This is a genomic window from Marinomonas sp. (assembly GCF_965225885.1).
GTDB lineage: Bacteria > Pseudomonadota > Gammaproteobacteria > Pseudomonadales > Marinomonadaceae > Marinomonas.
Window position 1 is genome coordinate 3,116,670 of sequence record NZ_OZ245329.1, and the last position, 24,279, is coordinate 3,140,948.

The window sequence follows — 24,279 nt, forward strand, 5'->3', positions numbered from 1 at the left end:
TATAGAATATCGACCGATACTACCATCGCCCCTAGATAAATAAAATCACAGAGCAGCCAAATCTACCTTGTTTATAAGATCAAGCCTTGAATTTCAACGTCAAACCTCATTAAATGGTAGCCCCTGTATCTATGAGTAATATCAATACCATGCTGTTGTTTTCCATCGCCCTGGTCGTAGGGCTTGTTTTACTGGTTATAAGCTCCGACAAATTTATCGAGCACGCCGCTCTTGTAGCAGAAAAACTAAACGTAAACCCAATGATAATAGGGATTACGCTAGTAGCCTTTGGCACATCGGCACCAGAAATGGTCGTTTCTGCAATCGCGGCTCTCGACAATGCGCCCGAAATTGCCGTTGGTAACGTTCTTGGCTCTAATATTGCCAATATCGCTCTTGTTTTTGGTATTACTCTTCTATTCTCCGCTATTCCAATTGCATCTGGACTCTCGACCAAAGAAGTTCCTCTTGTATTAGCCATCACTCTTCTAGCAGGCTTTTTACTAATTGATCAAACACTTAGTGTATGGGATGGAGTCATACTCGTCGCGGCTTTCATTGCTGTCCTGATCATACTATTAAAAGGCAGCAAGGATTTAGAAAGCGACTTAAAAGAAGGCCTTCCTGAAGACGATGGAACCTCTGCCAGTAAATCTTTCATCATTGCAATCATCGGACTTGCTGTATTAATAGGCAGTTCCAAACTTCTTGTGTGGGGTGCAATAGGCATTGCAACGGCACTGGGAGTCAGCGAACTAGTAATAGGCCTTACTATTGTCGCTGTCGGCACCAGCCTACCCGAACTAGCCGCTTCCGTAAGCAGCGTAAGAAAAGGCCATCACGACATCGCAATTGGCAATATTTTAGGATCAAACATCTTCAACTTGGCCACTGTATTGCCCTTACCAGCCCTTATTGCACCGGGATTAGTGGATGAAAGTGTTATAAATCGAGATTTCCCTTGGGTGCTAGGCTTAACGGCCGCACTTGCGCTTGCTATTTTCATCTTCAGAAAAACCAAAGGTAACAGCATACCTAGATGGGTAGGTATCCCTCTCATAGCGTCTTATGGTGTTTATTTGTTTATTATTAGTACAAATGGTTCAGTGTGATGTCTTTATTTGAAAAATTCACAAAACCAAAAAACCTAATAATTACTGGAGTAGCTTTAATATTAGCGGCCTCTCTAGGCTGGTATGGGGTAATGCCAAAACCAAACCTTGTTGAAACAGACTCATTAAGTAGCTCACCAGACTATTTCATCACCAAAGTGAAAGTAAAAGAATTCGACATAGATGGCACCCTTATAGAAACTTTAGATGCCGAAAAGACGCTACATTACATCACAAAATCGAGAACACTATTAGAAAAGCCCTACATTGAACGCCAATCTAAATCAGGACATTGGAGTGCAAAAGCAGATAAAGGGGTTATTGAAGACGGAAGTAATGATATTCTATTAACCGTAGACGCCGAGGCAACTAAAAGATACCTTCAATCAGAAGACATCAAGCTAAGCGCTGACAGCATTCATTATTTAGACAAAGACCAGTCATTAACCAGCTATGGGAATCCAATACTTGTCTCCTCTCAAGGAGAAACTTCCGCTGACAAAATTACAACCTTCATAAATTCAGAAGAAGTCGTGATGACAGGATCTGTACGAGGAAAATATGAAACAATTCATTAACTTCAGTGTATTGGTTACATCAGCTATGTTTGCTCATTATAGCTATGCACTCCCTGATGACATAAATAAGCCACTAGAAGTCCAAGCTGATGAAGCACAGTTCGATCAAAATTCTGGCGAGGCCATCTATAAAGGTAACGTCTTTGTTAAACAAGGATCCATTGAAATCCACGCCGAATATCTAAAAATATCGACTGATGCCAACACTCGAAAATTCAGCAGTTTAGAAGCAACAGGCACACCTGCAAAATTCAGTCAACAAATAGACTGGAGCGGCAACATTGTGATCAGTAAAGGAAACGAAATCCATTACTCAACAAGCGAATCGAAATTGGAAATTTTTGGCAAAGGCTTCTTAAGTCGAATGCAAAATTCCATCACTGCAGATTACATTCTATATATGATCCAAGATGGAACCTTCAGTGCAGAGAAAAAAGATTCAGGGCGGGTAACCATGACATTGCAACCGCAAGCACCAGAATCCAAACCAGCGCCTGAGGCCAAAAAATAAATGGCTATTTTAGAAGCAAAACACTTAGCAAAAAGCTATAAGAAACGCCAAGTCGTAAAAGATGTGTCTATTTCAGTTGAGTCTGGCCAGGCTGTTGGCTTATTAGGCCCAAATGGTGCAGGTAAAACCACTTGTTTTTATATGATAGTGGGAATGGTTGCGAACGATGCTGGCGGTATATTTATTGATGGGCAAGACATCACAAATGATGTCATGCATACCCGAGCCCAAAAAGGCATTGGCTACCTTCCACAAGAAGCCTCTATTTTTCGTAAAATGTCAGTTGAAGATAATATCTTAGCCATTTTAGAAACCCGAAAAAAACTAACAAAAGCAATGCAATTAGAAAGACTTGAAGAACTCTTAGAAGAATTTCATATCACCCATATTCGTACTAACCTTGGCATGGCGTTATCAGGCGGAGAAAGACGTAGAGTAGAAATCGCAAGAGCGGTTGCGATGAACCCTAAATTCATCCTACTTGATGAGCCCTTTGCCGGCGTAGATCCAATTTCGGTCGGAGACATAAAACACATTATTAAACACCTCCAAGAAAGTGGAATAGGTGTTCTAATTACCGATCACAATGTTAGAGAAACATTAGACATCTGTGATAAAGCTTACATTGTTGGCAATGGCTACATCATCGCATCTGGAGATGCAAATACAGTCATCAACAATGAACAAGTAAAAAAGGTCTATTTAGGCGACGACTTCCGCCTGTAACCCCTTATCATTGCAGTAGAAAGGGAGTAGTATGCATAACTCGTTCCAATTCATTCAAATAGAAGAAAGAGTTGCTCCATGAAGCAGTCTTTACAATTAAAGCTCGGCCAACAACTGACCATGACACCACAGCTGCAACAAGCCATTCGCTTGCTTCAGCTTTCTACGTTGGATTTAAAGCAAGAAATACATGAGTTCCTTGAATCTAATCCACTACTTGAGCTTGACGACGACGAACAAACACATAGTGACATCCCCGCTAGCATAGAATCAAAAAGTGCGACAGACACAAACATCGATAATAGCGAAGAAGCACGTGTAGAATCAGAGTGGACAGAAAGCATTCCTGAAGAGCTATCAATAGACAGTAACTGGGATGACACTTACCAAAGCTCAGCGGCCGCAGTTAGTGACCATAATAGTTATGAAGGTGATGGCGACTTTGAAAGCCGCAACGCACCGGCAGAAAGCATCCAAGATCACCTTATCTGGCAGCTAAACTTAACCCACATGTCGGATCGAGATATTGAAATCGCTTACGCTATCATTGAATGCGTTCAACCTGATGGCTACCTAAGCATTTCTCCCGATGACATTTGGGAATCCCTTGGCACTGAACTAGAAGATTTAGACATAGAAGAAGTCATCGCTGTGCAACACAGATTGCAACACTTTGATCCTGTTGGCGTATGCTCAATTGATCTACGCGACTGCCTTCTTGTGCAACTAGAAGCATTCCAGAGCCACCCGCTATACAAGAGCACCTACAATCTCATTGATCATTATCTGCCTCTATTAGGCAATCGAGACTTTACTCAGTTAAGCCGTAAAACAAAATTAAAGGACGAAGCATTAAAAGAAGTCGTCAATTTGATTCAACAGCTCAATCCACGCCCAGGCTCAGTAATTGATGCCGACGATACAGATTACGTTATTCCTGATGTCACCGTGAAAAAGCGTCATGATGTATGGCAAGTTGAATTAAACAATGACGCTTTACCGCCCATTAAAATAAATGAAACCTACTCTGCAATGGCGAGCACCGCGGCAACAGCCGAAGACGCAACTTACATAAAGACCTCTCTCCAAGAAGCTAAATGGTTTATGAAGAGCTTGCAAAGCCGCAACGAAACGCTATTGAAAGTCGCTAGCTGCATTGTAAGTCGACAAATCGATTTCTTCGAACTAGGTGAAGAAGCTATGAAACCCATGGTTCTTCACGATGTTGCCGAAGAAGTCGGCATGCATGAATCAACCATTTCTAGGGTAACAACACAGAAATACATGCACACACCAAAAGGTATTTTTGAGCTGAAATATTTTTTCTCAAGCCATGTAAATACTGCCTCTGGTGGAGAATGTTCTTCTACAGCAATACGAGCTATGATTAAAAAGCTTGTATCTGATGAGCCAGCAAAAAAACCGTTAAGTGATAACAAACTAGCTGCTATTTTAGCAGACCAAGGCATACAGGTTGCTCGACGTACTGTAGCCAAATATCGAGAGGCGATGAACATCCCTCCTTCCAATGAACGAAAACGACTGATCTAACGGAAAACATTTTATCATGTCATTGAAATCATTATTAAAAGCGGAACTCGTTCTCGCAAAACAAGATATCGTCAGTAAAAAACGTGTGCTCGAAAGCATTGCCGAAGTCGCGTCCAACCGACTTCATTGTGACAACGAAGCGGTATATGACGCATTACTCGGTAGAGAGAAGCTAGGCAGTACAGGCATAGGCAATGGCATCGCCATACCACATTGTCGCCTAGAATCCGCAAATCATACCGCTATTGTTATTATGTCACTACAACACCCTATTGGTTTCGATTCTATCGATAAAAGAGCAGTCGACTTAATATTTGCATTAATTGTTCCGCCTCACGAGTGCGACCAACACCTTGCGACACTAGCTCAAATAGCAGAACTAGCTCAATCCCCCGAATCATTGGATAAATTGCGCGCTGCACAAACGAATGAAGAATTATTCAATATATTTGACTCACTAATATAGGAAAAAAGCATGCAGGAAGAGTCCATCACAATCATAAATAAACTTGGCTTGCATGCTCGCGCTGCAGGCAAACTAGTTGAAACCACCTCTCGCTTCTCTTGCGATATTACCATTGAAAAAGATGGGCGTAATGTTGACGGAAAAAGCATTATGGCCATGATGATGCTTGCAGCAGGAAAAGGCACAGAAATTCGCGTTAAAACCAATGGTGAAGACGAGAGCGATGCGATTAAGGCGGTTATAGAATTAATCAATAACCGTTTTGGTGAAGACGAGTAAGGGCCTTATGTCAGAGCAAAACACCCTTAATCATCTACAAACGGTCACCGAATCGCTCGAATCTGGTACCACAATGCAAATCCGTTATCTACTTAACGGCGCTTTGCCTGCTCAAGATGTTGCTCGACTATTAGAATCGTCCCCTCCCAAAGAACGTAAACTTCTTTGGGAATTAATTGAAGCCAAAAATGAAGGTGAAGTACTTCAATACCTAAGCGAAGATATTGGCGTACAATTCATGAAAAACATGGATACAGAGCGACTTATCGCCGTATCCGAACATTTTGAAAGCGATGACCTTGCTGATTTACTTCAACACCTACCAGAAAAGATCGTAAAAGAAGTTCTTGCGTCAATGTCCACGCAAGATAGAGCAAGAGTTGAAGCACTACTAAGCTACTCGGAAGATTCTGCCGGCGGCTTGATGAACACGGACACCATCACCATACGTCCGAATATTACTATTGATCTGGTTTTTCGCTATTTACGCAGACACTCAACACTACCAGATATGACAGACAGCCTACTCGTTGTCAGCCGCTCAGATCGCCTTTTAGGCACACTGCCACTCACCAAATTACTAGTATCCGATATTAGCGCCACCGTACGCGATATTATGGAAACAGAATTCACTGTCATTGATGCAGACACTCCAGCTAACGAAGTAGCCCAACTTTTTGAAAAGATGGATTTGGTGTCTGCTCCTGTTATCGACAGCAAAACAAAAAAACTACTTGGCCGAATCACCATCGATGACGTTGTCGATGTTATCCGTGATGAAGCCGAACACTCCATGCTAAGCATGGCCGGCCTTGATGATGACGAAGATACCTTTTCACCCATCATGAAAACCACCAAACGACGCGCTGTGTGGCTTGGCATAAACCTAATAACGGCCTTTACCGCATCTTATGTCATAGGCTTATTCCAAGATACATTAGACCAAGTTGTCGCGTTAGCCATACTCATGCCAATCGTAGCAAGCATGGGTGGCATCGCTGGCTCACAAGTACTCACACTGGTCATTCGCGGTATTGCACTAAATCAAATAGGCTCGACAAATACTCGCTGGCTGCTAAACAGAGAACTCATTGTTGGGTTAATCAATGGCCTTCTTTGGGCAACCGTTATAGCCATCCTTACCGCACTTTGGTTTGACAACATCAAGATTGCCTATATCATTGCGGGCGCTATTATAATAAACCTGCTATTTGCAGCAGCCACTGGTACACTTCTGCCGATTTTACTGAAAAAAATTGGCATCGACCCTGCCCTAGCAGGCAGTGTAATTTTGACTACCGTGACTGATGTGGTTGGATTTCTATCCTTCCTAGGTCTCGCTACTATTTTTCTAATATAGGTTCCCATGACAGACTTTGATCAATTTGAAAACGACGACGAAATCCCTAAGAGCAAAACCCAGATCAAGCGTGAAATGGAAGCCCTGCAAGATCTTGGAAAAAAACTATTAGGCCTAAGCAAAAATCAGCTTAAAAAAGTGGAAATGTCTGACACACTACGCGAGGCATTCGTTGAAGCTGGCCGCATCAAACAACATGAAGCCATGAGAAGACACTTGCAATACATCGGCAAGGTGATGCGTACAGAGGACCATGAAGCTATAGCACATCGTGTTGCGCTTTTCGATTCAACCTCTGCCGCTTACAACAAGCTATTTCATCAGCTTGAAGTAAAACGCGACATGCTAATTGGTGAAAACAGCAAAGAAGTATTATCTGAATATATAGAGGAAAACCCTCAGGTTGAAGACATTCAGTTACTTAGACAGCTGATTCGTCAATCCCAGAAAGAAGTATCTCAAGAAGGAAACACCACAAACCGCAAAAAGCTTTTCCGCTTCTTACGCGAGGCAGAAGAAAAGCGTCTCGGCTTAAAAGAATAACGTTAAACAAGACGACATTTATCCATCTAAAAAACCTAGCTAAACATGTAAGCTAGGTTTTTTATGTAATTCTACGATGTGAAAAACAAGGCATTTTTTGTCGACAATCATTTAAAGCAGACTTTGTGATAGTAAGAACAAAATACCCGGGATCTTCTTGCAAATTAGCCAAATGCTCTCCAGTGGGAGCATACAAAACACTGTGGCCATAGGTTTGTCTAGTTTCGTTATGCCAACCACACTGACCAATTCCCAGCACATAACATTGATTTTCAATAGCACGCGCAGACAAAAGAACGTCCCAATGAGCTTTTCCTGTAACATAAGTAAACGCTGCCGGCACCAGCAACACTTCAGCACCCAATCTAGTTAGCTCACGGTAGAGCTCTGGAAAACGTAAGTCATAACAAATACTTAAACCAACTTTAAAACCATCCACATCAATAACTTTTAAAGCCAACTCACCCGGCTCAATAACGTCAGACTCTTTATAGGATGCCGCCTTATCATTAACAGTTACATCAAACAGATGAATTTTGTCATAACGTTCAATAAAAGTACCATCCGGCCCAACCGCCCAACATGTTTGCCTAACACGACCATTAGCAACCACATCACCACTTGGTCTCAACAATGACGGATGAGAACCAACAACAAGATAAATAGAGTACTTCATAGCCAAATTAGATATTTCATTTAACAAAAACACTTGATCATTTGATTCAGCCAACCTTCTCATGCCTTTGCCATTAAACAAAAACACATTCTCAGGCAACACCACTAACTTGGCGCCGTCACTTACAGCCAACCCAACAAGCTCTTTAACTTGAGCTAGATTTTCACGCCAATTCTTAGTACTCGTTAACTGAATCGCAGCAACACACAAAGAATTCATCAATCTTTTTTCTCTAATGGCTTATAACGAATCGGGGTCATAACAGGGTCATTAAAAGAACCTTGCACTTTATATTGAACACTGGTGACTTTTGAAAGTTGATCACCAATTAATTTATCGGTGATGTATAGCAAGCCAGCCAATTGAGGAGTCCCCCAAAGCAAACCGGCCAAAGGAAGCGTTCCGGACAACTGAAAAGTAGCCGTTAGCTTTTCATTCAAAGTTTCATTTACAATGTCGGCTTCTCCAGCCACGACAAGCTCTGCAGAAGGGGCATTGATAGTAATTGGCGAAGTGGTAGTTAAAATCCCTTGGCTCAATGAAAGCCGCCCATTAAATTCATCGTATGTCAATCCAGGCTCATACACATCAGAAAAATCTAGTAACAAACGTCGATTCAACGCACCAATATTAAAGATTCCCAATGCTTTTAAGAATGCAGGTAATTCATCTACTTTATTAAAATTGCCATCTTCAGCAGAGAAATCAATATGTCCAGACACTGACTGCCTATCAAAATAAAAGGGATGTCCTTTCCAACCCAATCCAACATCAATATTGTATTTTTTTGAGGAGACGATCGCTTCATTGGAAAATTTATGTGTTAGTTCTGCTAAGTTTTCGCCACTTGCAGCGAGGGATAGATCCACTCTGGAGTTATTGCCTTGATCCAACCAAGATAAACTTCCTTTAAAATTTCCTGTTTTTAGTTTTGTCGATATAGGATCAATTTTAACAAGATTCCCTTGTCGAGAAATAGCTAATCCCCAATCACCATAGGGACTACCATTGAGATAAAGCTGATCAACAGACAATGTCATATTCGGGATCTGCTTGGCTGAAATAGGCGACTCCTTTGCACCCGAATCAGTTTTCGCTGAGTCATCTTCTTTTGATGTATTCCAGCTAAGAAAGCCAAAGTGCAAATCCGGCTTACCGGATGTATTCAGCAATGAAAAATTCATCTCATCGGAGCTGACATAAAGTGATTTATCAGCTGCAACATTGTAAGAAACCTTAAAATTATGCCAAACGTTATCTGGATTAACAGTCACTTCATCTACTATCAAGTCAACGCGACTCAGCCATTCTGGTAACTTAGGCACTTCCAAGGTATAAGAAGTGCCCTCTGAAGAGTCAGACAATTTAGAAAATGCAGATTGCCAGTCCGGAACATTTATACGATCAAAATCACCAGCCAACACCAAACATTTGGGAATTTGACCACTAAATGGCGAGGATTTATTGCCATTCAAAATCAACTCCCCTCCCATAAATTGATTATTTTGAAGCAACAATCTCGCTTGTGAAAAAGAGGCATAATCAGCATCAATGACAATGTCTTTTTCATGCTGCATCATCTTAATGCGTAACAATTTCGTTTCATCGGCAGCTTTACCAACAGGACTCGGTAAATCGATACCGACCCCCTGCAAGTCACTTTCTATAACCACATTCACCTGGCCTTCCTGCGACTTATTAACCGACAAGGTTCCTGTGTAAGCCGTACTGCCAGATAATGTTTTGACCATTACCGCAGGCAATTTATTCCATTGCGCGACTTGCTTAACACCAACATTACCAGAAAGCTCACCCATAACTGCAAGTCCACCATCTGGCGTTGCAGCAGAAGACAGAACTAAGTGAGAAGCCCCCCCTAAAGTCTGAGCATTAAACTCAGAATCAGTAATGCCATTATCTGAACTGTAATTCAAGCGCCCATCTTTAACATCAAGCGCGAGCTCAATATCATTCATAATAAGGTTGTTATCTTTAAACTCTATCCCTAATTTAAGCCTTGGCTCAGCCCCTTTTGCAAAAGGGATAGACACAGCAAAGTCGGATTTTATGTCACCGTCCAGTTGCCAATTCGCAAAGGGTTTAAGTACAGAGTCCGCTAAAGGCGTTGATCTCAGCGTTGCTAAAATGAGTGGAGCACGATTACTAACATCGCCTTTTAGATTTAACCAATCAGCAGAACCATTTGAAATAGGAACCGTTAGTAATAAATTACCGACAGGCAAATCGAGTAAGCTACCCGATTTAACCTGAACAGAAACACCCGCCTCGTCAAACTCAAAAAAACCATTAACCTTAGTTGCTGTCGGCCAGTTTTCATCAAACGTCACATCCGCATCACTTACTGCAAGCTGCACACGAACATGCGGTTCAGCGCCATCAGATAATTCACTTTGCACCAACACATCGACACTGTCTACTTTACCAGTGTCCGCAAAAGCACCCTTTAGCCAAGACATAAGATCAGCACTAAGCGCTTTTGGAGGAAGATAAGTTAAACGATCAGCTACTGATAAATTACGTCCGTGCAGATCCAATGCAATCCAATCTGGCTCGGTACCTCGAACTTCTAACCGAAATCCGCCATTTACGTCAGCACCGTTACGCTGCACAGCGAGATCTCGACCCTCAACTAAAAAAACATCTTGCTGCTGTTGCCAACTAACATACCCTGACAACAACTCTGTACGCCAAGAATCATCATAAATAGTGTCAAAAGCTATCTCGCTGTCTGTTCCACGAAAATCGACATAACCGCTTTCGTTAGACAGACTAAACACAGCATTAATGTTGCTTGCCTGAGGAACACCTTTATAACCGTTGATAGAAGCGGCTTGTAAATTACTTAAAAACTGAAAGGACAACTCATCGTTTTCACGCCATAAACTAACGAAACCGTTCTTAGCCATTCCGTTGGGCTCAAGGCCATTCAAGATTGCTGAGGCATTCGTTTCTGCAGGTAAAAAATGAGAAGCAATTTGATGAGCCAAACCTAGGTCTGCACGATTAAAACGTACGTTAGAGCGACCGGTTACCGACGACCAATCAAATGATAAATCGGTTGTCGGGTAGTTTAAGCCACCTTTATCTTTGATAAGCATATTGTGAACATCCATTCGTACATTTGGATGCTTTTGAGAATATCGAAGCTTGATAGAGGAAGAGACTTCATACTGCTGGCCGTCGTCAAATGAGACATTTAAGCGTGTTGATTCCGTTCTTACCTCTAACTCCTTGCCAACTAATGCATCCAACCAGATATCTCCACCCAGTTCGACAGAAGACAGAGAATACGGATTTTCAGGCAACATTTCGTTTAAAGGAATAGAAAATAGTGGCGCTTTAATTGATGCCTTAACTCGATAATTACCCAGCAAACCGCGAGTTTCATCGATGCGAGCATTTATTTCAAATGGTGATTGATAATCATCCAAATAAAGCTCTGATGTTAATAACGATTCAAATGACTTTTGAAAGATGTAAACGTGAGGGATACGTACAGAATGCTGACCAAATTGAGCGCTATCAATCTTTAATTCAGCACCAAAAATAGAAAAATTTCTTTGTGCTGACAGGTAATCCAAAACACGTTCAACCCCTACTTCATTGCCGACATCGCGCGAAGGTGTCGCGCCTTTTAACCGCCACTGACCATCATTTTCTTGTAACGCAACCGTAGGACGCACAAATCGAATATAGGTAAACTTCGGACTCAAAGTAAGAAGTGACTTAACCGCATCCAAGCGCACTCGCATTTCACTAACAGTGATCGCTGTCTGCCCATTTGCCAACAAATGAAAACCACTAATAGAAACTGTTGGATCAACACCTTCAAGGCGACCACCAATTTCCTCTAATGTAACAGGGTATCCCATGATTTGCTGAAGATTGTGCTCTATTTGAGGACGATAATGATCCAGATAAGGAAGCAGCTGGCCAACACTGACGGCAAAAATAGCAAGCAATGCCGAGAAAGCAATCGCCCCCCAGAAAGAGAAAAGGATCAGTTTACGCAACAACCAACGCATCTTAAGACCTTTTTTTGTTAACGCAAAACAACATCATATTGATCTTGTGTATACACAGAGTCCACTTGAAAACGAATCGTTTTACCGATAAAAGCCTCTAACTCAGCAACAGCGGCACTTTCCTCATCAAGAAATCTTTCCACTACAGTACTTGCAGCCAATACAGTATAAGTTTGTGAGTTATAAGCACGATCTGCTCTTAAAATTTCACGGAACACTTCATAGCAAACTGTTTCAGGTGTTTTGACCAAACCACTGCCACGACAAGATCGACAAGGCTCACACAACGTTTGACCAAGACTTTCGCGAGTTCTTTTCCTCGTCATTTCAACCAAACCAAGCTCTGAAACACCAGTAATTTTAGTCTTTGCATGATCCGCGTCTAATATTTTCTCGAGCATCCGTAACACTTGACGCTTATGCTCTTCATCTTCCATATCGATAAAGTCGATGATAATAATGCCACCAAGGTTTCTTAATCTAAGTTGTCGACCTATAGCCGTCGCAGCTTCAAGATTAGTTTTATAGATAGTCTCTTCAAGATTGCGACTTCCCACAAAAGCACCAGTATTCACATCTATAGTAGTCATCGACTCAGTTTGCTCTACCAACAAGTAACCACCAGACTTTAACTGCACCTTACGATCTAACGCCTTGTGAATTTCATCTTCAACACTATATAAATCAAAGATTGGACGCTCACCTGGATAATACTCAATGCGATCTCTCAATTCAGGTATAAAATCTTCGGCAAATGCACGAAGCTTTGCGTAGTTTTCTTTCGAATCTATGCGGATTTTTTCTGTAGTTAACCCAACTAAGTCGCGCATAGTACGCAAATGCAAAGGAAGATCTTCGTAAATAATAGAAGGCGCTTTAGCATTTTGCATGCGGCGTTTAACAGACTGCCATAATCGTGTCAGAAATTTAATGTCAGCAAGAATCTTTTCTTCACCAGCGCGCTCCGCAGCAGTTCGTAATATATAACCGCTGTTTTCATCAGCGTCTGTTAATGCTTCCGACACCAATGACTTTAGACGTTCACGCTCCGATTCATCTTCTATTCTTTGGCTCACACCGACATGGGCTTGATCTGGCATATAAACCAAATAGCGCGAAGGAATAGAAAGATGGGTTGTTAAACGCGCGCCCTTAGAACTAATAGGATCCTTAGTTACCTGAACGACTAACGATTGCCCTTCACGCAAATAATCACCAATTTGATCACTTGGGTTAACAGCATCACGACTTACAACTTCCGATACATGAATAAATGCCGCTCTTTCAAGACCAATATCAACAAAAGCCGCTTGCATACCAGGAAGAACACGAACCACCTTACCTTGATAAATATTGCCGACAATCCCTTTACGACTTGAGCGCTCAATGTAGACTTCTTGTAATACACCGTTTTCAACTAGAGCAACACGAATCTCCATAGGAGTAACATTAATGAGTACATCTTCACTCATGAGACATTTCCTCTAGCGAATGAATTCCAAACTGGGCCAATAATTGCGCTGTTTCATAAAGCGGCAGCCCAACGACTGCAGAGTAAGATCCTGAAATAGAGCGAACAAACACAGACCCCAGCCCTTGAATAGCATAAGAACCCGCTTTATCCTGGGGCTCATTGGTTTTCCAATATTGATCTATTTCAACATCTGAAATTTCACGAAAAAGCACATCACTGATAACACATTGAGTTGCGACATGCTCATGTTTTAGATTGCAAAGGCATAATGAGGTAATAACTTGATGGGAACGGCCAGAAAGCAGCCTTAACATAGATCTGGAATCTTCAAGAGAAGCGGGTTTACCTAGGATATAGCCATCAACCACGACACTTGTGTCTGAGGACAAAAAAATGGTGGAGGCATTAAAACCAAATTGTTGTTGATATTTCAATGAAGCCGCTTTCGCTTTTTCAACTGCCATACGAACAACATAGTCTTCAGCCTTTTCCTGATGATTTGGAGTTTCATCTATATCGGCAGGCAGTATCTCAAATTCTTTCACCAAGAGACTAAGTAGCTCTTTTCTTCTTGGCGAAGCTGAAGCCAAAACAAGCATAAACTTTCCCTAAAAACGGCCTAACGGATAGCATAAATGCGCCGCACGCTACGCAAAATAATAAATGACCAAGGCCACAACAGCCCAGTAATAACCGCAGGCATAAAGATCATTAAGGTTGGTTCTGCATGACCAAGATAGTGATCGATCCAAAAATCAACCAACTGATTAATACTTACCAGCAAACAGATAAAAAAACCTTGCTGCCAACGATGGTACATTCGCAAACGCTTATAAAACACAGCGCATGTATACGCAATAATGACATACGTTAACGAGTGTTGACCTATTATGCCACCCTGTAACAAATCCACCATCAAGCCCAAAAACCAAGCTAAGCCGACTCCGACACGGAATGGCAAAGCAATAACCCAATACAAAATAACCAACAAAGCCCATTCTGGGCGAAACCAAACAAGCTCTTCAGGAAAAGGAACCGCCTCAAGCATTAAAGCAGTTAACAGAGTGATACAAAAAACAAAAATCGGTTTCATTCTCGCCCAGCCTTCGGCTTTTCAATGAGCATGACATGACGACTACGCCCCAACTGAGCTAAAGGAACGACGTCAACATCTGCATAAGCCTTACCTTGCGTATACTTAACGCTTCTGACTACACCCACAGGATAACCACTAGGAAAACGCTTATCCAACCCAGAAGTCGTTAGAATATCGCCTTTTTTAATATCGACAGATCGAGGAACACTCATTAGCTCTAAACTTTTTAAGCTTCCTGTCCCTCTCAAAATCCCTCGAAACCCTGTTCTAGTTAGTTGCACCGGAATAAAATGGCTCGCATCGGCAATTAGTAATACTCGACTACTGTAGGCTGCAGTTTCTACTACCTGCCCCAAAACACCAGTCGCATCCAATACGGGTTGACCAACATAAGCACCAGATGAAAAGCCTTTGTCTATCATTAGCTTATGACTGTAGGCATTCTGATCGAAACCTATAACTTCCGCCATGACAATCTTTTCGTCGACGCGTTGGGAAGCATCCAACAACTCGCGCAAACGAACGTTTTCTGCTTGGAGGGAATCGAGACGTTGCTGACGGCTACGCAGTAACAATATTTCTGACTGTAGAGATTGATTCTCTCTTACCAACCCTTCCCTACTTGCAAGATGCTCACCGGCCCAATTTAACATTTTCTGAGGGGTATTCACCACCACCTGAATAGGCGCCACAAGCAAGGTCAAATAAGGCCTTACTTGTGAGAACACAGAGTAACGAACATCTGCAATGATCATCGCCATAGACAAAATAACCAACACAATAAAACGAGTGCTGGAAACTTTACCGCTATACTGAAGCGAGTTTTTAATGGTGCGCTCCTAACTTTTACTCATTGTCCGCAGTAAAAAGCTCTGATGCGTGCTTATCCATTAACTCTAAGGCCATACCGCCGCCACGAGCAACACAAGTTAGTGGGTCATCAGCAATAATAACGGGCAAGCCAGTCTCTTCACTGATTAAACGGTCGATTTCACGCAATAAAGCGCCACCGCCAGTTAAGACCAAACCAGTTTCACCAATATCTGCCGCCAATTCTGGTGGAGACTGCTCAAGAACACCTTTAATAGCCTGAACAATTTGCGCCAAAGGTTCTTGTAGTGCTTCTAGGATTTCAGTACTGCTCAAAACGAACGAGCGTGGAATACCTTCTGCTAAGTTACGACCACGAACATCGATCTGTAACTCTTCACCAGTGTGGTAAGCCATACCGATTTCAGTCTTGATTCGTTCTGCAGTTGCATCACCAATCAAACTGCCATATTGACGACGAACATAAGTTGTAATGGCTTCATCAAAGCGATCACCACCAACTCGAATGGATTCAGATGTCACGATACCGTTCAAGGAAATGATAGCGATTTCAGTCGTGCCGCCACCGATATCAATCACCATAGAACCAGATGCTTCCGCAACAGGAAGACCCGCACCAATCGCAGCAGCCATTGGTTCTTCAATAATATAAACTTCACGAGCACCAGCCCCTAAAGCAGACTCTTTAATAGCTCGACGCTCAACCTGAGTTGACTTGCAAGGTACACAAACCAAAACACGTGGGCTCGGCTTCAAAAAACTATTTTCGTGAACTTTGGAAATAAAGTACTGCAACATTTTTTCTGTGACATGAAAATCAGCGATAACGCCATCTTTCATTGGGCGAATAGCCGTAATATTACCTGGAGTACGGCCTAACATACGCTTCGCATCGGTACCAACTGATGCTACTGTTTTTTGATTTCCATTGTGACGAATGGCGACAACTGATGGCTCATCAAGCACAATCCCACGGCCACGAACGTAAATAAGGGTATTTGCCGTTCCTAAGTCAATGGACAAATCGCTTGAAAACATTCCCCTGATTTTCTTAAACATGAATTCCTACACCCTGATAATACGATACGAACAGCGTCAAAATGTAACAATCACGAGGCCATTGGGCAAGTTGATTCCGCGTAAAACTGAAAAAAGTTCCCATGTATTTCATTGTTTACTAAAATTTTTTTAATAAATAATAAATAAGCCCTCTTTTTAGCCCTCTTCGCTTTATAGCAATACAACTAAGGGATACAATGGCGGGCATTTACGATAATCAAAATATCAGGTGGAACATGTCCATAGACAAACAAGACGTGCAAAAAATTGCGCACTTGGCGCGCCTCGCTCTCACTGAGGCTGATGCCGATCAATACCAACAATCACTTTCTAGCGTTTTATCACTTGTTGAACAAATGCAATCTGTCAATACCGATGGCGTTGAACCATTATCCAACCCGCTTGAAATGACTCAAAGATTGAGAGAAGACATAGTCACCGAAGAAAATCGCCGTGACGCCTTCCTAGCGAACGCACCGCAGACCGAAGCCGGCCTTTTCCTAGTACCGAAAGTGATCGATTAAGAGAGACAAGCATGTTCGAACAAAGCATCTCGACATTAGCACAGAAATTGCGCAACAAAGACATCTCCAGTGTTGAGCTAACCCGACTTTTTTTAGCGCGTATAGCCAAACTTGACCCACAACTAAACAGCTTCATTACCGTTAGCGAACAACGCGCTTTAGAACAAGCAGCGGCAGCTGACGCACTCCTTCAAAGCGGAAAAGGCACTAGCTTGACAGGCATCCCCGTTGCCCATAAAGATCTATTCTGCACAGAAGGCACATTAACCACTTGTGGCTCTAAGATGCTAAATAACTTTATTCCACCTTATGAATCCACTGTCACCAGCCGCATTCAACAAGCTGGCGCAGTCATGTTGGGTAAAACCAACATGGACGAATTCGCCATGGGCTCTTCTAACGAAAACAGTTTTTACGGCGCCGTGAAAAACCCTTGGAACTTAGACATGGTTCCTGGCGGATCCTCCGGCGGCTCTGCTGCTGCCGTTGCCGCTGGACTAGCCGTTGCCGCAACAGGCACAGATACAGGCGGCTCCATTCGCCAGCCAGCGTCTTTCTGCGGTATCACAGGCCTTAAACCAACTTATGGTCGTGTATCTCGTTTCGGCATGATTGCCTACGCATCCAGCCTTGATCAAGGTGGCCCAATGGCGAAAAGCGCAGAAGATTGTGCGCACTTGATGCAAGCCATGGCTGGCTTCGACGAAAAAGATTCTACGTCAGCAGAAACACCAACTGAAGACTATTTAGCAAACCTAAACGCACCATTAACGGGTTTAAAAATTGGCCTACCAAAAGAATACTTCGGCGACGGTCTAAACTCACAAGTCGCAGACGTTATTATGGCTGCCGTGAAAGAGTTTGAAAAACTAGGTGCTACAGTAAAAGAGATTTCACTGCCAAACCTACAACTTAGCATTCCATCTTATTATGTCATCGCTCCATCTGAAGCCTCTTCAAATCTATCACGCTTTGACGGCGTTCGTTTCGGCCACCGCTGTAACGATCCAAAAGACTTACTTGATATGTATACGCGCTCTCGTGCTGAAGGTTTTGGCACTGAAGTACAGAAACGCATCATGGTTGGTACTTATGCCCTCTCTGAAGGCTACTACGATGCTTACTATTTGAAAGCGCAAAAGATTCGTCGCCTTATTAAAGAAGACTTCGTTAAAGCCCTTGAAGACGTTGACGTCATCATGGGTCCTGTTGCACCAACCACGGCATTTGGTCTTGGCAGCAAAACCAGCGATCCAGTCGCCATGTATCTAGAAGACATTTATACGCTATCCGTTAACCTTGCAGGCATCCCGGCCATGTCTATCCCAGCAGGCTTTGCGGACGGCATGCCTGTCGGACTTCAAGTGATGGGCAACTATTTTGCCGAAGCCAAGCTATTAAACGTAGCGCATCAGTACCAACAACACACTGATTGGCACTTACAAACACCAACTATGGCAAAAGGAGCATAAGCATGAATTGGGAAGTGGTTATTGGCCTTGAGATTCATACTCAGCTCTCTACCAAATCAAAGTTATTTTCTGGCGCGGCGGTTGGCTTTGGTGCAGAACCAAACACACAAACCACGCTTGTCGATTTAGGCATGCCTGGCGCATTACCTGTTTTCAACAAAGAAGCTTTGCGCATGGCCGTTATGTTTGGCCACGCAATAAACGCTGAAATTGGTATGACATCGGTTTTTGCCCGCAAAAACTACTTTTACCCAGATCTTCCAAAAGGCTACCAAACCAGCCAAATGGATCATCCTATTGTTGGTAAAGGTTACCTTGACGTCATGTTAGAAGACGGCACGACTTCTCGCGTTGGCATCACTCGCGCCCACCTTGAAGAAGACGCCGGTAAATCTTTGCATGAAGATTTCCAAGGCATGACAGGTATAGATTTAAACCGCTCTAGCACACCTTTGTTAGAAATCGTATCTGAGCCAGATATTCGCTCTGCAAAAGAAGCCGTAGCTTACGTTAAGATGATTCACTCTATTGTGACTTACCTTGGCATTTGCGATGGCAACATGGCTGAAGGCTCGATGCGTTGTGATATTAACTTGTCACTGCGCCCTAAAGGCCAAAAAGAATACGGTACACGCACCGAAATCAAAAACGTCAACTCGTTCCGCTTCATAGAAAAAGCCATTTACACCGAGATTGAACGCCAAGCAGACATCTTGGAAGACGGTGGTCGCATCATTCAGGAAACTCGCCTGTATGACCCAGAGAAGAACGAAACGCGCAGCATGCGCTCTAAAGAAGATGCCAACGATTATCGCTACTTCCCATGTCCTGACCTGCTTCCTATCGTGTTAACACAAGAATACGTTGACGGCATCAAGGCAACTTTGCCAGAACTGCCAAGCCAAAAAGCAGCACGTTTCCAAAGCGAGCACGCCCTAAGTGAATACGACGCAAACGTTCTTTCATCCTCTCGCGCTACGGCTGATTTCTTTGAAAATGCCAACAATGTTGTGAAGGATCCAAAGCTAACCGCAAACTGGGTCATGGGTGAACTAAGCAAGCTTCTTAACCAAGAACAGCTAGACATCGCAAACTCTCCCGTTAGCGCTCAGGCATTTGGCGAACTACTGGTTCGAATCAAAGACAACACCATCAATGGCAAAACAGCGAAAGATGTTTTCCAAGCGATGTGGGATGGCGAAGGTTCAGCAGACGCAATCATCGAGGCAAAAGGCCTAAAACAAGTGACGGATACAGGCGCTATTGAAGCCATGATCCAAACTATTTTAGACGCCAATGCCGCTCAAGTTGAGCAATACCGCGCTGCCGACGAAGATAAGCAGAAGAAAATGATCGGCTTCTTTGTTGGTCAGGTGATGAAAGCGTCGCAAGGCAAAGCCAACCCAGGCTTGGTTAACCCGATTCTTGCCAAAATGCTGAAGGGTTAAAATTTGCTAACAGCAAATTTCAAACCCAAATAACCCAGTGAGTTGCAATGTGTTTATGGTTTTGCTGAACTTGCATGAAGAGATCAAAAAAAGCCGCTAAGTCTTCCTTAGCGGCTTTTTTTATCAATCAACTAAAACTAGATTTTAGAGATTTTTTCTTTGGTAAGAAGAATTTTCTTCTCTTTATAAAGCGCACCCAAAGCCTTTTTATAGGTTGCTTTACTTACCTTAAATACAGCATAAATGGCTTCTGGTGATGCCTTGTCCGTCAATGGCGATTCACCACCATGAGCATCTAAGTAATCCAGAATATCATCCAATATATTGCGTACTTTCTTGTAACCAACTTCTTGCAAGCTCAAATCGATCTTGCCGTCTTCACGCATCTGCTTGATAAAACCAACCGTTTTTTCGCCTTTACGAAGCTGCCTAAACGCGTCTTCAAAAAACAAAACACCCCAAAAACGATTATCGATAACACACTTAAAGCCAATATTGGTTTTATCACCAATAATGATAGAGACTTTATCGCCAACACGATAAGGCGCTTCTTCGCGATTCAGCAAAGCATCTACTTTAGTGGTCGCAACAATTCGATTCGTCGCTTGATCTAAGTAGATGAAAAGCAAATGCGTCTCACCTTCCTCGACACGGTTTTTTTGCTGACTAAAAGGCACCAGTAAATCTTTAGGTAACCCCCAATCAAAAAACGCCCCAACTTGGTTTACCGCTATTGCCGTTAACGCGGCGAATTCGCCAACTTGAGCCTTAGGAAATTCAGTCGTTGAAATCAATTTATCATCTGAATCCAAATAAACGAACACCTCTACTTCATCGTCTACCGTTACGCCTTTTGGTACGTAACGCTTAGGAAGCAAAATTTCGCCTAATTGGTCGGCGTCTAAATACACACCAAAATCTTTTTCTTTAACGACTCTTAATGTATTTAAGCGCCCAATTTGTGTAGCCATGAGTTCTCCGGCAAGCAATTTTTTCGCACTATACGCACTTCATATGTCTGCGCATATAGATATTTTAAAATTTTAATTTAGTCGTTATTCGCTTCCATACAACCAGCAAATATAGTATCTAGCTTAGACTTCCCAAGCTCTTCCATTTTTTCAATATTTTGATTCGGTATCTCAGTCGTATCGCCATAGAACTCAATCGCCTTATCGACACTGGCTTCTCTTAAAAGGTGCAACATTGGATAAGGCGAACGATTGGTATAATTGGATACATCATCTGGTTCTGTGCCCGAAAAACAATAATCAGGATGAAAGGTAGCTAATTGATAAACACCTTCACAACCTTGATCAAACATTAGATTTTCAGCCGTTTCTACAAAATCTAAATAACGATGAAAATCTTTAAATAAGGTTGGAAAAATCAGTAACGTTGTTTCTGTTTCTGGATGCTCATCCAGCCACTGAACTTCCGCTATTAACTCTTCTAGTGCCACATCCACTTTCTTTGATCGCAACACCACGCAACGTACGCTGTCTCGCTCCACTTCTCGCTTAGCAAAAGGGCAAACATTTAACGCCACAATAAACTCTTTTACCCATGCCATTGATTGGGTGGTGACTAATTCATCTGATAGGAGCATAACGTGTCTTCTTATAAATATTTGTCGGTATTTTAGAACAAAGCGTACAAAGGGTCTAACTTATCAAGCCATCACCTGAGGTTTAGATTTCGAATCCTCAGAAAACAAGGTATCATGATTATTAATACAGTCCATTATAGTGGTCATACGCCCAAATTCATTATGATTTTCATAGTTAATTTATGACATTAATAGTTGGTCGTACCACTTATCCCGCTACAGAGAGTTTACATGTCATTTGCTGAATTAGATTTGGATTTCACCATAGAACAAGCCATTAGTGATCTTGGCTTTGAAACCCCGACAGAAATCCAAGAACAAGCGATACCAATAGCCTTAGAAGGCTCTGATCTACTTGCAACCGCCCCAACTGGTACAGGCAAAACCATCGCCTTTTGTGCGCCAGCCATTCAGCATATTCTTGACCGTGACGAGCAATCCACCACAGCACCGAAAGTATTGATTTTGGCACCAAGCCGCGAGTTAGCACGCCAAATTTTCAATGTGGTAGAACAACTAACACAACACACACGAATTCAGTCTCATCTCATTATAGGTGGCACACCTTATGGCATGCAGCAGCAACAACTTAGCGAGCCATGCGACATTCTGGTTGCGACGCCAGGTCGTTTGGTTGAGTTAGACGAGAAGCAATGGCTTGATCTAACGGATGTGTCTTATTTCGTTATCGACGAAGCAGACCGCATGCTAGACATGGGCTTTGTAGGCGCCATCAACCACATTGCCAAAGAACTACCAAAAGAACACCAAACCTTGATGTTCTCTGCCACGCTAGAAGGCGAAAAAATGGGGCGCTTTGCCAGCGCCCTACTCAATAGCGAGACACAACAAATTCGCCTTGGCGAATCATCGCGTACAGTACCAAACCAAATTCGCCAAATCGCCTACCGTGTAGACAGCGAAGAACATAAAGAAGCGGTACTGAAACATCTATTAACACAAGAACGCGTCCAACAAGCGGTATTGTTTGTTTCCAACCGCGAGCACGTTGACGTATGGGTTCAACGCATCCGTAAAATGGGCTTGATGTGTGATGGTTTGCACGGCGAAATGAAACAAGGCGACCGCAGCGAACACATGAAGCAGATGAAACGTGGCCGTTTGCAAGTATTGGTTGCAACCGATGTCGCATCACGCGGCATCGATCTTCCAGAAATCAACACTGTAATCAACCTTCGTCTTCCGCGTAAAGCTGACTCTTACATCCACCGCGCTGGACGTGCTTCACGTGAAGGTGAGCCGGGCGATTGCATTTCATTGATCGATATTAACGATTTGCCGATGATTGAAAAGATTCAACGCTTCATGCAAGCCAACATTAAATTTGGCCGCATTGAAGGACTTGAAGCAAAAACAAAAGCTCGCTCACCAAGCAGCAAGAAGAAAAAGAAAAAACCAGCGCCTAGTAAAAAATAAGGCTGGCTTCTAAAGTCTATTAAAACAACAAAGGCGCTGATTAAGCGCCTTTGTTGTTTCTATCTTTATATATCTAAAATACAAAACGACCGCATTATCTCAGTCAAACTTCAAAGTATGCTGTTTACGCTTAGCCTTGGTTTCTAAATACGAACGATTATGCTGATTAACATGCACTTTGGTCGGAACCAATTCCGCAACATCAATGCCATGCTCTATTAGCTGCTGCGCTTTATCAGGATTATTGGTTAACAAACGAACTTTGGAAACCCCAAGCGCCTGTAGCATTTCTGCTGCAATACCGAAATCGCGACCATCGTCTGGTAAATGCAACATTTCATTGGCTTGATAAGTATCATAACCTTGATCTTGCAAAGCGTAGGCTTCTAGTTTTGCGTACAAACCAATACCACGACCTTCTTGACGCAAATAAAGGATGTAACCACCTTCTTCATTAATGCGATCAATCGCTTCATCAAGCTGTTCGCCACAATCACAACGACCGGAACCAAACACATCACCGGTCAAACATTCAGAATGTAGACGGACCAATGGAATGCCATTGCCATCTTTTGCTTTTGTACCTTCGAAAAATATCCCTATATGTTCTTTGCCAGAATCATCACCGTTGAAGGAAATAAATTCGGCCATCACGTCGCCCGCCCTCACGGGAATCATCACTCGACGCTTAATTGTCAAATCACTCATACTACTTCTCTACTAGGGACTTTTTTTTACTGTAACAAGTATAACGCCCATTAATTTGGTCAAAAGCTAAAATATCAATGCTAAATAAGGAAATCCCCCTCTAAATCAAATGATCTAGGGGCAAAGAAGTGCTTTCTTTAACACTGCGTAACAAAAAGCTTGATTGAACACCAGTCACGCCAGGTATGCGTGTTAGCTTCCCTAATAAAAAATCATGGTATTTTTCCATGTCTTCCACCACGACTTCTAATAGATAATCACAGTTTTGCCCTGTCACTAAATTGCAATTTCTTACTTCTGGGAAAACATCCACCTGATCCTCAAAAACACTGAATCGGTCTGGGGTATGTCGATCCATACTAATCTGTAAAAACGCCGTCAGCTTCAACCCGAGACTCGATTTCTTTAAGATAGTCACTTTACGGTCTATTACCCCAATCTCCTCCAGCACCTTCACCCGACGTAAACAAGGCGACGCCGAAAGCCCAACTCGATCCGCCAACTCTTGATTTGTTAAGCTAGAATCTTGCTGTAACTCTCGCAATATATTCAAATCGATTTTATCAAACCCCATATACGCAACCTCAAATTGCTAAATTTATCAATTATTACGCAATATAATGCCATACAAATTGAATTTTTCATAAAAAACGCAATCTTTTACTCATATTTTTTGGGTACACTATACAAATTGAAAAACAAAGAAACACCAAGAAAAAAGCGCCTACTCAAGACGCACTAATAACAACGAGGTTTACCGACCTCCTATTAAT

Annotated in this window: 24 protein-coding genes; 13 read left to right on the top strand and 11 right to left on the bottom strand. The window is 42.5% G+C overall.

Features of this window, described 5'->3' with window-relative positions; genetic code table 11:
• Positions 1–131 precede the first annotated feature (131 nt).
• The 9 genes from ACO05V_RS14825 to yjgA all read left to right on the top strand — a co-directional run bounded on the left by ACO05V_RS14825 (position 132) and on the right by yjgA (position 7,126).
• Positions 132–1,112, top strand: coding sequence for a calcium/sodium antiporter (locus ACO05V_RS14825; protein WP_421853017.1), 981 nt, complete (start codon positions 132–134; stop codon positions 1,110–1,112).
• Positions 1,112–1,690, top strand: coding sequence for an LPS export ABC transporter periplasmic protein LptC (gene lptC, locus ACO05V_RS14830; RefSeq protein ID WP_421853020.1), 579 nt, complete (start codon positions 1,112–1,114; stop codon positions 1,688–1,690). Before ACO05V_RS14825 ends, lptC begins: the two co-directional genes overlap by 1 nt.
• Positions 1,674–2,201, top strand: a complete 528-nt coding sequence (gene lptA, locus ACO05V_RS14835) for a lipopolysaccharide transport periplasmic protein LptA (protein ID WP_421853023.1) — start codon at positions 1,674–1,676, stop codon at positions 2,199–2,201. The genes lptC and lptA overlap by 17 nt, the downstream gene beginning before the upstream one ends.
• Complete coding sequence (gene lptB, locus ACO05V_RS14840) at positions 2,202–2,927, top strand: LPS export ABC transporter ATP-binding protein (protein ID WP_421853026.1); 726 nt, start codon at positions 2,202–2,204, stop codon at positions 2,925–2,927. It begins immediately after the preceding gene.
• 78 nt (positions 2,928–3,005) lie between these two features.
• Entirely contained in the window at positions 3,006–4,478 is a 1,473-nt protein-coding gene (locus ACO05V_RS14845) for an RNA polymerase factor sigma-54 (protein ID WP_421853029.1), read from the top strand.
• A gap of 16 nt (positions 4,479–4,494) precedes the next feature.
• Positions 4,495–4,944, top strand: a complete 450-nt coding sequence (ptsN, locus tag ACO05V_RS14850; RefSeq protein WP_421853032.1) for a PTS IIA-like nitrogen regulatory protein PtsN — start codon at positions 4,495–4,497, stop codon at positions 4,942–4,944.
• Between the two features lie 9 nt (positions 4,945–4,953).
• The gene (locus tag ACO05V_RS14855; protein ID WP_421853035.1) at positions 4,954–5,223 is read left to right on the top strand and encodes an HPr family phosphocarrier protein; all 270 of its coding nucleotides are present in this window, start codon (positions 4,954–4,956) and stop codon (positions 5,221–5,223) included.
• A 7-nt stretch (positions 5,224–5,230) separates the two neighbouring features.
• The gene (gene mgtE, locus ACO05V_RS14860) at positions 5,231–6,583 is read left to right on the top strand and encodes a magnesium transporter (RefSeq protein WP_421853038.1); all 1,353 of its coding nucleotides are present in this window, start codon (positions 5,231–5,233) and stop codon (positions 6,581–6,583) included.
• A gap of 6 nt (positions 6,584–6,589) precedes the next feature.
• Complete coding sequence (gene yjgA / locus ACO05V_RS14865; protein WP_421853041.1) at positions 6,590–7,126, top strand: ribosome biogenesis factor YjgA; 537 nt, start codon at positions 6,590–6,592, stop codon at positions 7,124–7,126.
• A 61-nt stretch (positions 7,127–7,187) separates the two neighbouring features.
• Here yjgA and ACO05V_RS14870 read toward each other — a convergent pair whose 3' ends face one another.
• The 7 genes from ACO05V_RS14870 to ACO05V_RS14900 all read right to left on the bottom strand — a co-directional run bounded on the left by ACO05V_RS14870 (position 7,188) and on the right by ACO05V_RS14900 (position 16,308).
• Positions 7,188–8,021, bottom strand: coding sequence for a carbon-nitrogen hydrolase family protein (locus ACO05V_RS14870; protein WP_421856978.1), 834 nt, complete (start codon positions 8,019–8,021; stop codon positions 7,188–7,190).
• Positions 8,021–11,848 (bottom strand): YhdP family protein, encoded by a 3,828-nt coding sequence (locus ACO05V_RS14875; RefSeq protein ID WP_421853044.1) that lies wholly within the window; start codon positions 11,846–11,848, stop codon positions 8,021–8,023. The genes ACO05V_RS14870 and ACO05V_RS14875 overlap by 1 nt, the downstream gene beginning before the upstream one ends.
• Positions 11,849–11,865: 17 nt before the next feature.
• A complete protein-coding gene (rng, locus tag ACO05V_RS14880; RefSeq protein ID WP_421853047.1) occupies positions 11,866–13,320 on the bottom strand; it encodes a ribonuclease G in 1,455 nt (484 codons plus the stop codon).
• Positions 13,313–13,921: a Maf family protein gene (locus ACO05V_RS14885; RefSeq protein ID WP_421853050.1), complete on the bottom strand. Its 609-nt coding sequence runs from the start codon at positions 13,919–13,921 to the stop codon at positions 13,313–13,315. The genes rng and ACO05V_RS14885 overlap by 8 nt, the downstream gene beginning before the upstream one ends.
• 20 nt (positions 13,922–13,941) lie before the next feature.
• Positions 13,942–14,415 (bottom strand): rod shape-determining protein MreD, encoded by a 474-nt coding sequence (gene mreD / locus ACO05V_RS14890; RefSeq protein WP_421853054.1) that lies wholly within the window; start codon positions 14,413–14,415, stop codon positions 13,942–13,944.
• Entirely contained in the window at positions 14,412–15,197 is a 786-nt protein-coding gene (gene mreC / locus ACO05V_RS14895; protein WP_421853057.1) for a rod shape-determining protein MreC, read from the bottom strand. The genes mreD and mreC overlap by 4 nt, the downstream gene beginning before the upstream one ends.
• A 67-nt stretch (positions 15,198–15,264) precedes the next feature.
• Positions 15,265–16,308, bottom strand: coding sequence for a rod shape-determining protein (locus ACO05V_RS14900; protein WP_012069640.1), 1,044 nt, complete (start codon positions 16,306–16,308; stop codon positions 15,265–15,267).
• A gap of 236 nt (positions 16,309–16,544) precedes the next feature.
• Here ACO05V_RS14900 and gatC point away from each other — a divergent pair, with 236 nt between their 5' ends.
• Genes gatC through gatB form a run of 3 tightly spaced genes read left to right on the top strand, consistent with a single transcriptional unit; the run spans position 16,545 to position 19,752 of the window.
• Positions 16,545–16,832, top strand: coding sequence for an Asp-tRNA(Asn)/Glu-tRNA(Gln) amidotransferase subunit GatC (gatC, locus tag ACO05V_RS14905; protein ID WP_072840935.1), 288 nt, complete (start codon positions 16,545–16,547; stop codon positions 16,830–16,832).
• Positions 16,833–16,843: 11 nt separating this feature from the next.
• Positions 16,844–18,304 carry an Asp-tRNA(Asn)/Glu-tRNA(Gln) amidotransferase subunit GatA gene (gene gatA, locus ACO05V_RS14910; RefSeq protein WP_421853061.1) on the top strand — a complete coding sequence of 487 codons (1,461 nt, stop codon included), beginning with the start codon at positions 16,844–16,846 and terminating at the stop codon, positions 18,302–18,304.
• Between the two features lie 2 nt (positions 18,305–18,306).
• Positions 18,307–19,752 (top strand): Asp-tRNA(Asn)/Glu-tRNA(Gln) amidotransferase subunit GatB, encoded by a 1,446-nt coding sequence (gene gatB, locus ACO05V_RS14915; RefSeq protein WP_421853064.1) that lies wholly within the window; start codon positions 18,307–18,309, stop codon positions 19,750–19,752.
• Between the two features lie 137 nt (positions 19,753–19,889).
• On the opposite strand, the gene ACO05V_RS14920 is transcribed toward gatB, so the two are convergent.
• Together ACO05V_RS14920 and ACO05V_RS14925 are read right to left on the bottom strand one after the other, a co-directional pair.
• Positions 19,890–20,723 (bottom strand): CvfB family protein, encoded by an 834-nt coding sequence (locus ACO05V_RS14920; protein ID WP_072839270.1) that lies wholly within the window; start codon positions 20,721–20,723, stop codon positions 19,890–19,892.
• A gap of 77 nt (positions 20,724–20,800) precedes the next feature.
• The gene (locus ACO05V_RS14925) at positions 20,801–21,361 is read right to left on the bottom strand and encodes a DUF1415 domain-containing protein (protein WP_421853067.1); all 561 of its coding nucleotides are present in this window, start codon (positions 21,359–21,361) and stop codon (positions 20,801–20,803) included.
• Positions 21,362–21,592: 231 nt separating this feature from the next.
• Here ACO05V_RS14925 and ACO05V_RS14930 point away from each other — a divergent pair, with 231 nt between their 5' ends.
• Positions 21,593–22,798, top strand: a complete 1,206-nt coding sequence (locus tag ACO05V_RS14930) for a DEAD/DEAH box helicase (RefSeq protein ID WP_421853070.1) — start codon at positions 21,593–21,595, stop codon at positions 22,796–22,798.
• Positions 22,799–22,897: 99 nt separating this feature from the next.
• Here the strand turns inward: ACO05V_RS14930 and ribA are convergent, their stop codons facing one another.
• Both ribA and ACO05V_RS14940 read right to left on the bottom strand, forming a co-directional pair.
• Positions 22,898–23,506: a GTP cyclohydrolase II gene (gene ribA / locus ACO05V_RS14935; protein WP_421853073.1), complete on the bottom strand. Its 609-nt coding sequence runs from the start codon at positions 23,504–23,506 to the stop codon at positions 22,898–22,900.
• A gap of 100 nt (positions 23,507–23,606) precedes the next feature.
• Positions 23,607–24,080 carry an Lrp/AsnC family transcriptional regulator gene (locus tag ACO05V_RS14940; RefSeq protein ID WP_421853076.1) on the bottom strand — a complete coding sequence of 158 codons (474 nt, stop codon included), beginning with the start codon at positions 24,078–24,080 and terminating at the stop codon, positions 23,607–23,609.
• Between the last annotated feature and the right edge of the window lie 199 nt (positions 24,081–24,279).

Coding starts and splice junctions, on each gene's coding strand:
- ACO05V_RS14825 (WP_421853017.1), top strand. CDS start 132: ATGAGTAATATCAATACCATGCTGTTGTTTTCCATCGCCCTGGTCGTA.
- lptC (WP_421853020.1), top strand. CDS start 1,112: ATGTCTTTATTTGAAAAATTCACAAAACCAAAAAACCTAATAATTACT.
- lptA (WP_421853023.1), top strand. CDS start 1,674: ATGAAACAATTCATTAACTTCAGTGTATTGGTTACATCAGCTATGTTT.
- lptB (WP_421853026.1), top strand. CDS start 2,202: ATGGCTATTTTAGAAGCAAAACACTTAGCAAAAAGCTATAAGAAACGC.
- ACO05V_RS14845 (WP_421853029.1), top strand. CDS start 3,006: ATGAAGCAGTCTTTACAATTAAAGCTCGGCCAACAACTGACCATGACA.
- ptsN (WP_421853032.1), top strand. CDS start 4,495: ATGTCATTGAAATCATTATTAAAAGCGGAACTCGTTCTCGCAAAACAA.
- ACO05V_RS14855 (WP_421853035.1), top strand. CDS start 4,954: ATGCAGGAAGAGTCCATCACAATCATAAATAAACTTGGCTTGCATGCT.
- mgtE (WP_421853038.1), top strand. CDS start 5,231: ATGTCAGAGCAAAACACCCTTAATCATCTACAAACGGTCACCGAATCG.
- yjgA (WP_421853041.1), top strand. CDS start 6,590: ATGACAGACTTTGATCAATTTGAAAACGACGACGAAATCCCTAAGAGC.
- ACO05V_RS14870 (WP_421856978.1), bottom strand. CDS start 8,021: ATGAATTCTTTGTGTGTTGCTGCGATTCAGTTAACGAGTACTAAGAAT.
- ACO05V_RS14875 (WP_421853044.1), bottom strand. CDS start 11,848: ATGCGTTGGTTGTTGCGTAAACTGATCCTTTTCTCTTTCTGGGGGGCG.
- rng (WP_421853047.1), bottom strand. CDS start 13,320: ATGAGTGAAGATGTACTCATTAATGTTACTCCTATGGAGATTCGTGTT.
- ACO05V_RS14885 (WP_421853050.1), bottom strand. CDS start 13,921: ATGCTTGTTTTGGCTTCAGCTTCGCCAAGAAGAAAAGAGCTACTTAGT.
- mreD (WP_421853054.1), bottom strand. CDS start 14,415: ATGAAACCGATTTTTGTTTTTTGTATCACTCTGTTAACTGCTTTAATG.
- ACO05V_RS14900 (WP_012069640.1), bottom strand. CDS start 16,308: ATGTTTAAGAAAATCAGGGGAATGTTTTCAAGCGATTTGTCCATTGAC.
- gatC (WP_072840935.1), top strand. CDS start 16,545: ATGTCCATAGACAAACAAGACGTGCAAAAAATTGCGCACTTGGCGCGC.
- gatA (WP_421853061.1), top strand. CDS start 16,844: ATGTTCGAACAAAGCATCTCGACATTAGCACAGAAATTGCGCAACAAA.
- gatB (WP_421853064.1), top strand. CDS start 18,307: ATGAATTGGGAAGTGGTTATTGGCCTTGAGATTCATACTCAGCTCTCT.
- ACO05V_RS14920 (WP_072839270.1), bottom strand. CDS start 20,723: ATGGCTACACAAATTGGGCGCTTAAATACATTAAGAGTCGTTAAAGAA.
- ACO05V_RS14925 (WP_421853067.1), bottom strand. CDS start 21,361: ATGCTCCTATCAGATGAATTAGTCACCACCCAATCAATGGCATGGGTA.
- ACO05V_RS14930 (WP_421853070.1), top strand. CDS start 21,593: ATGTCATTTGCTGAATTAGATTTGGATTTCACCATAGAACAAGCCATT.
- ribA (WP_421853073.1), bottom strand. CDS start 23,506: ATGAGTGATTTGACAATTAAGCGTCGAGTGATGATTCCCGTGAGGGCG.
- ACO05V_RS14940 (WP_421853076.1), bottom strand. CDS start 24,080: ATGGGGTTTGATAAAATCGATTTGAATATATTGCGAGAGTTACAGCAA.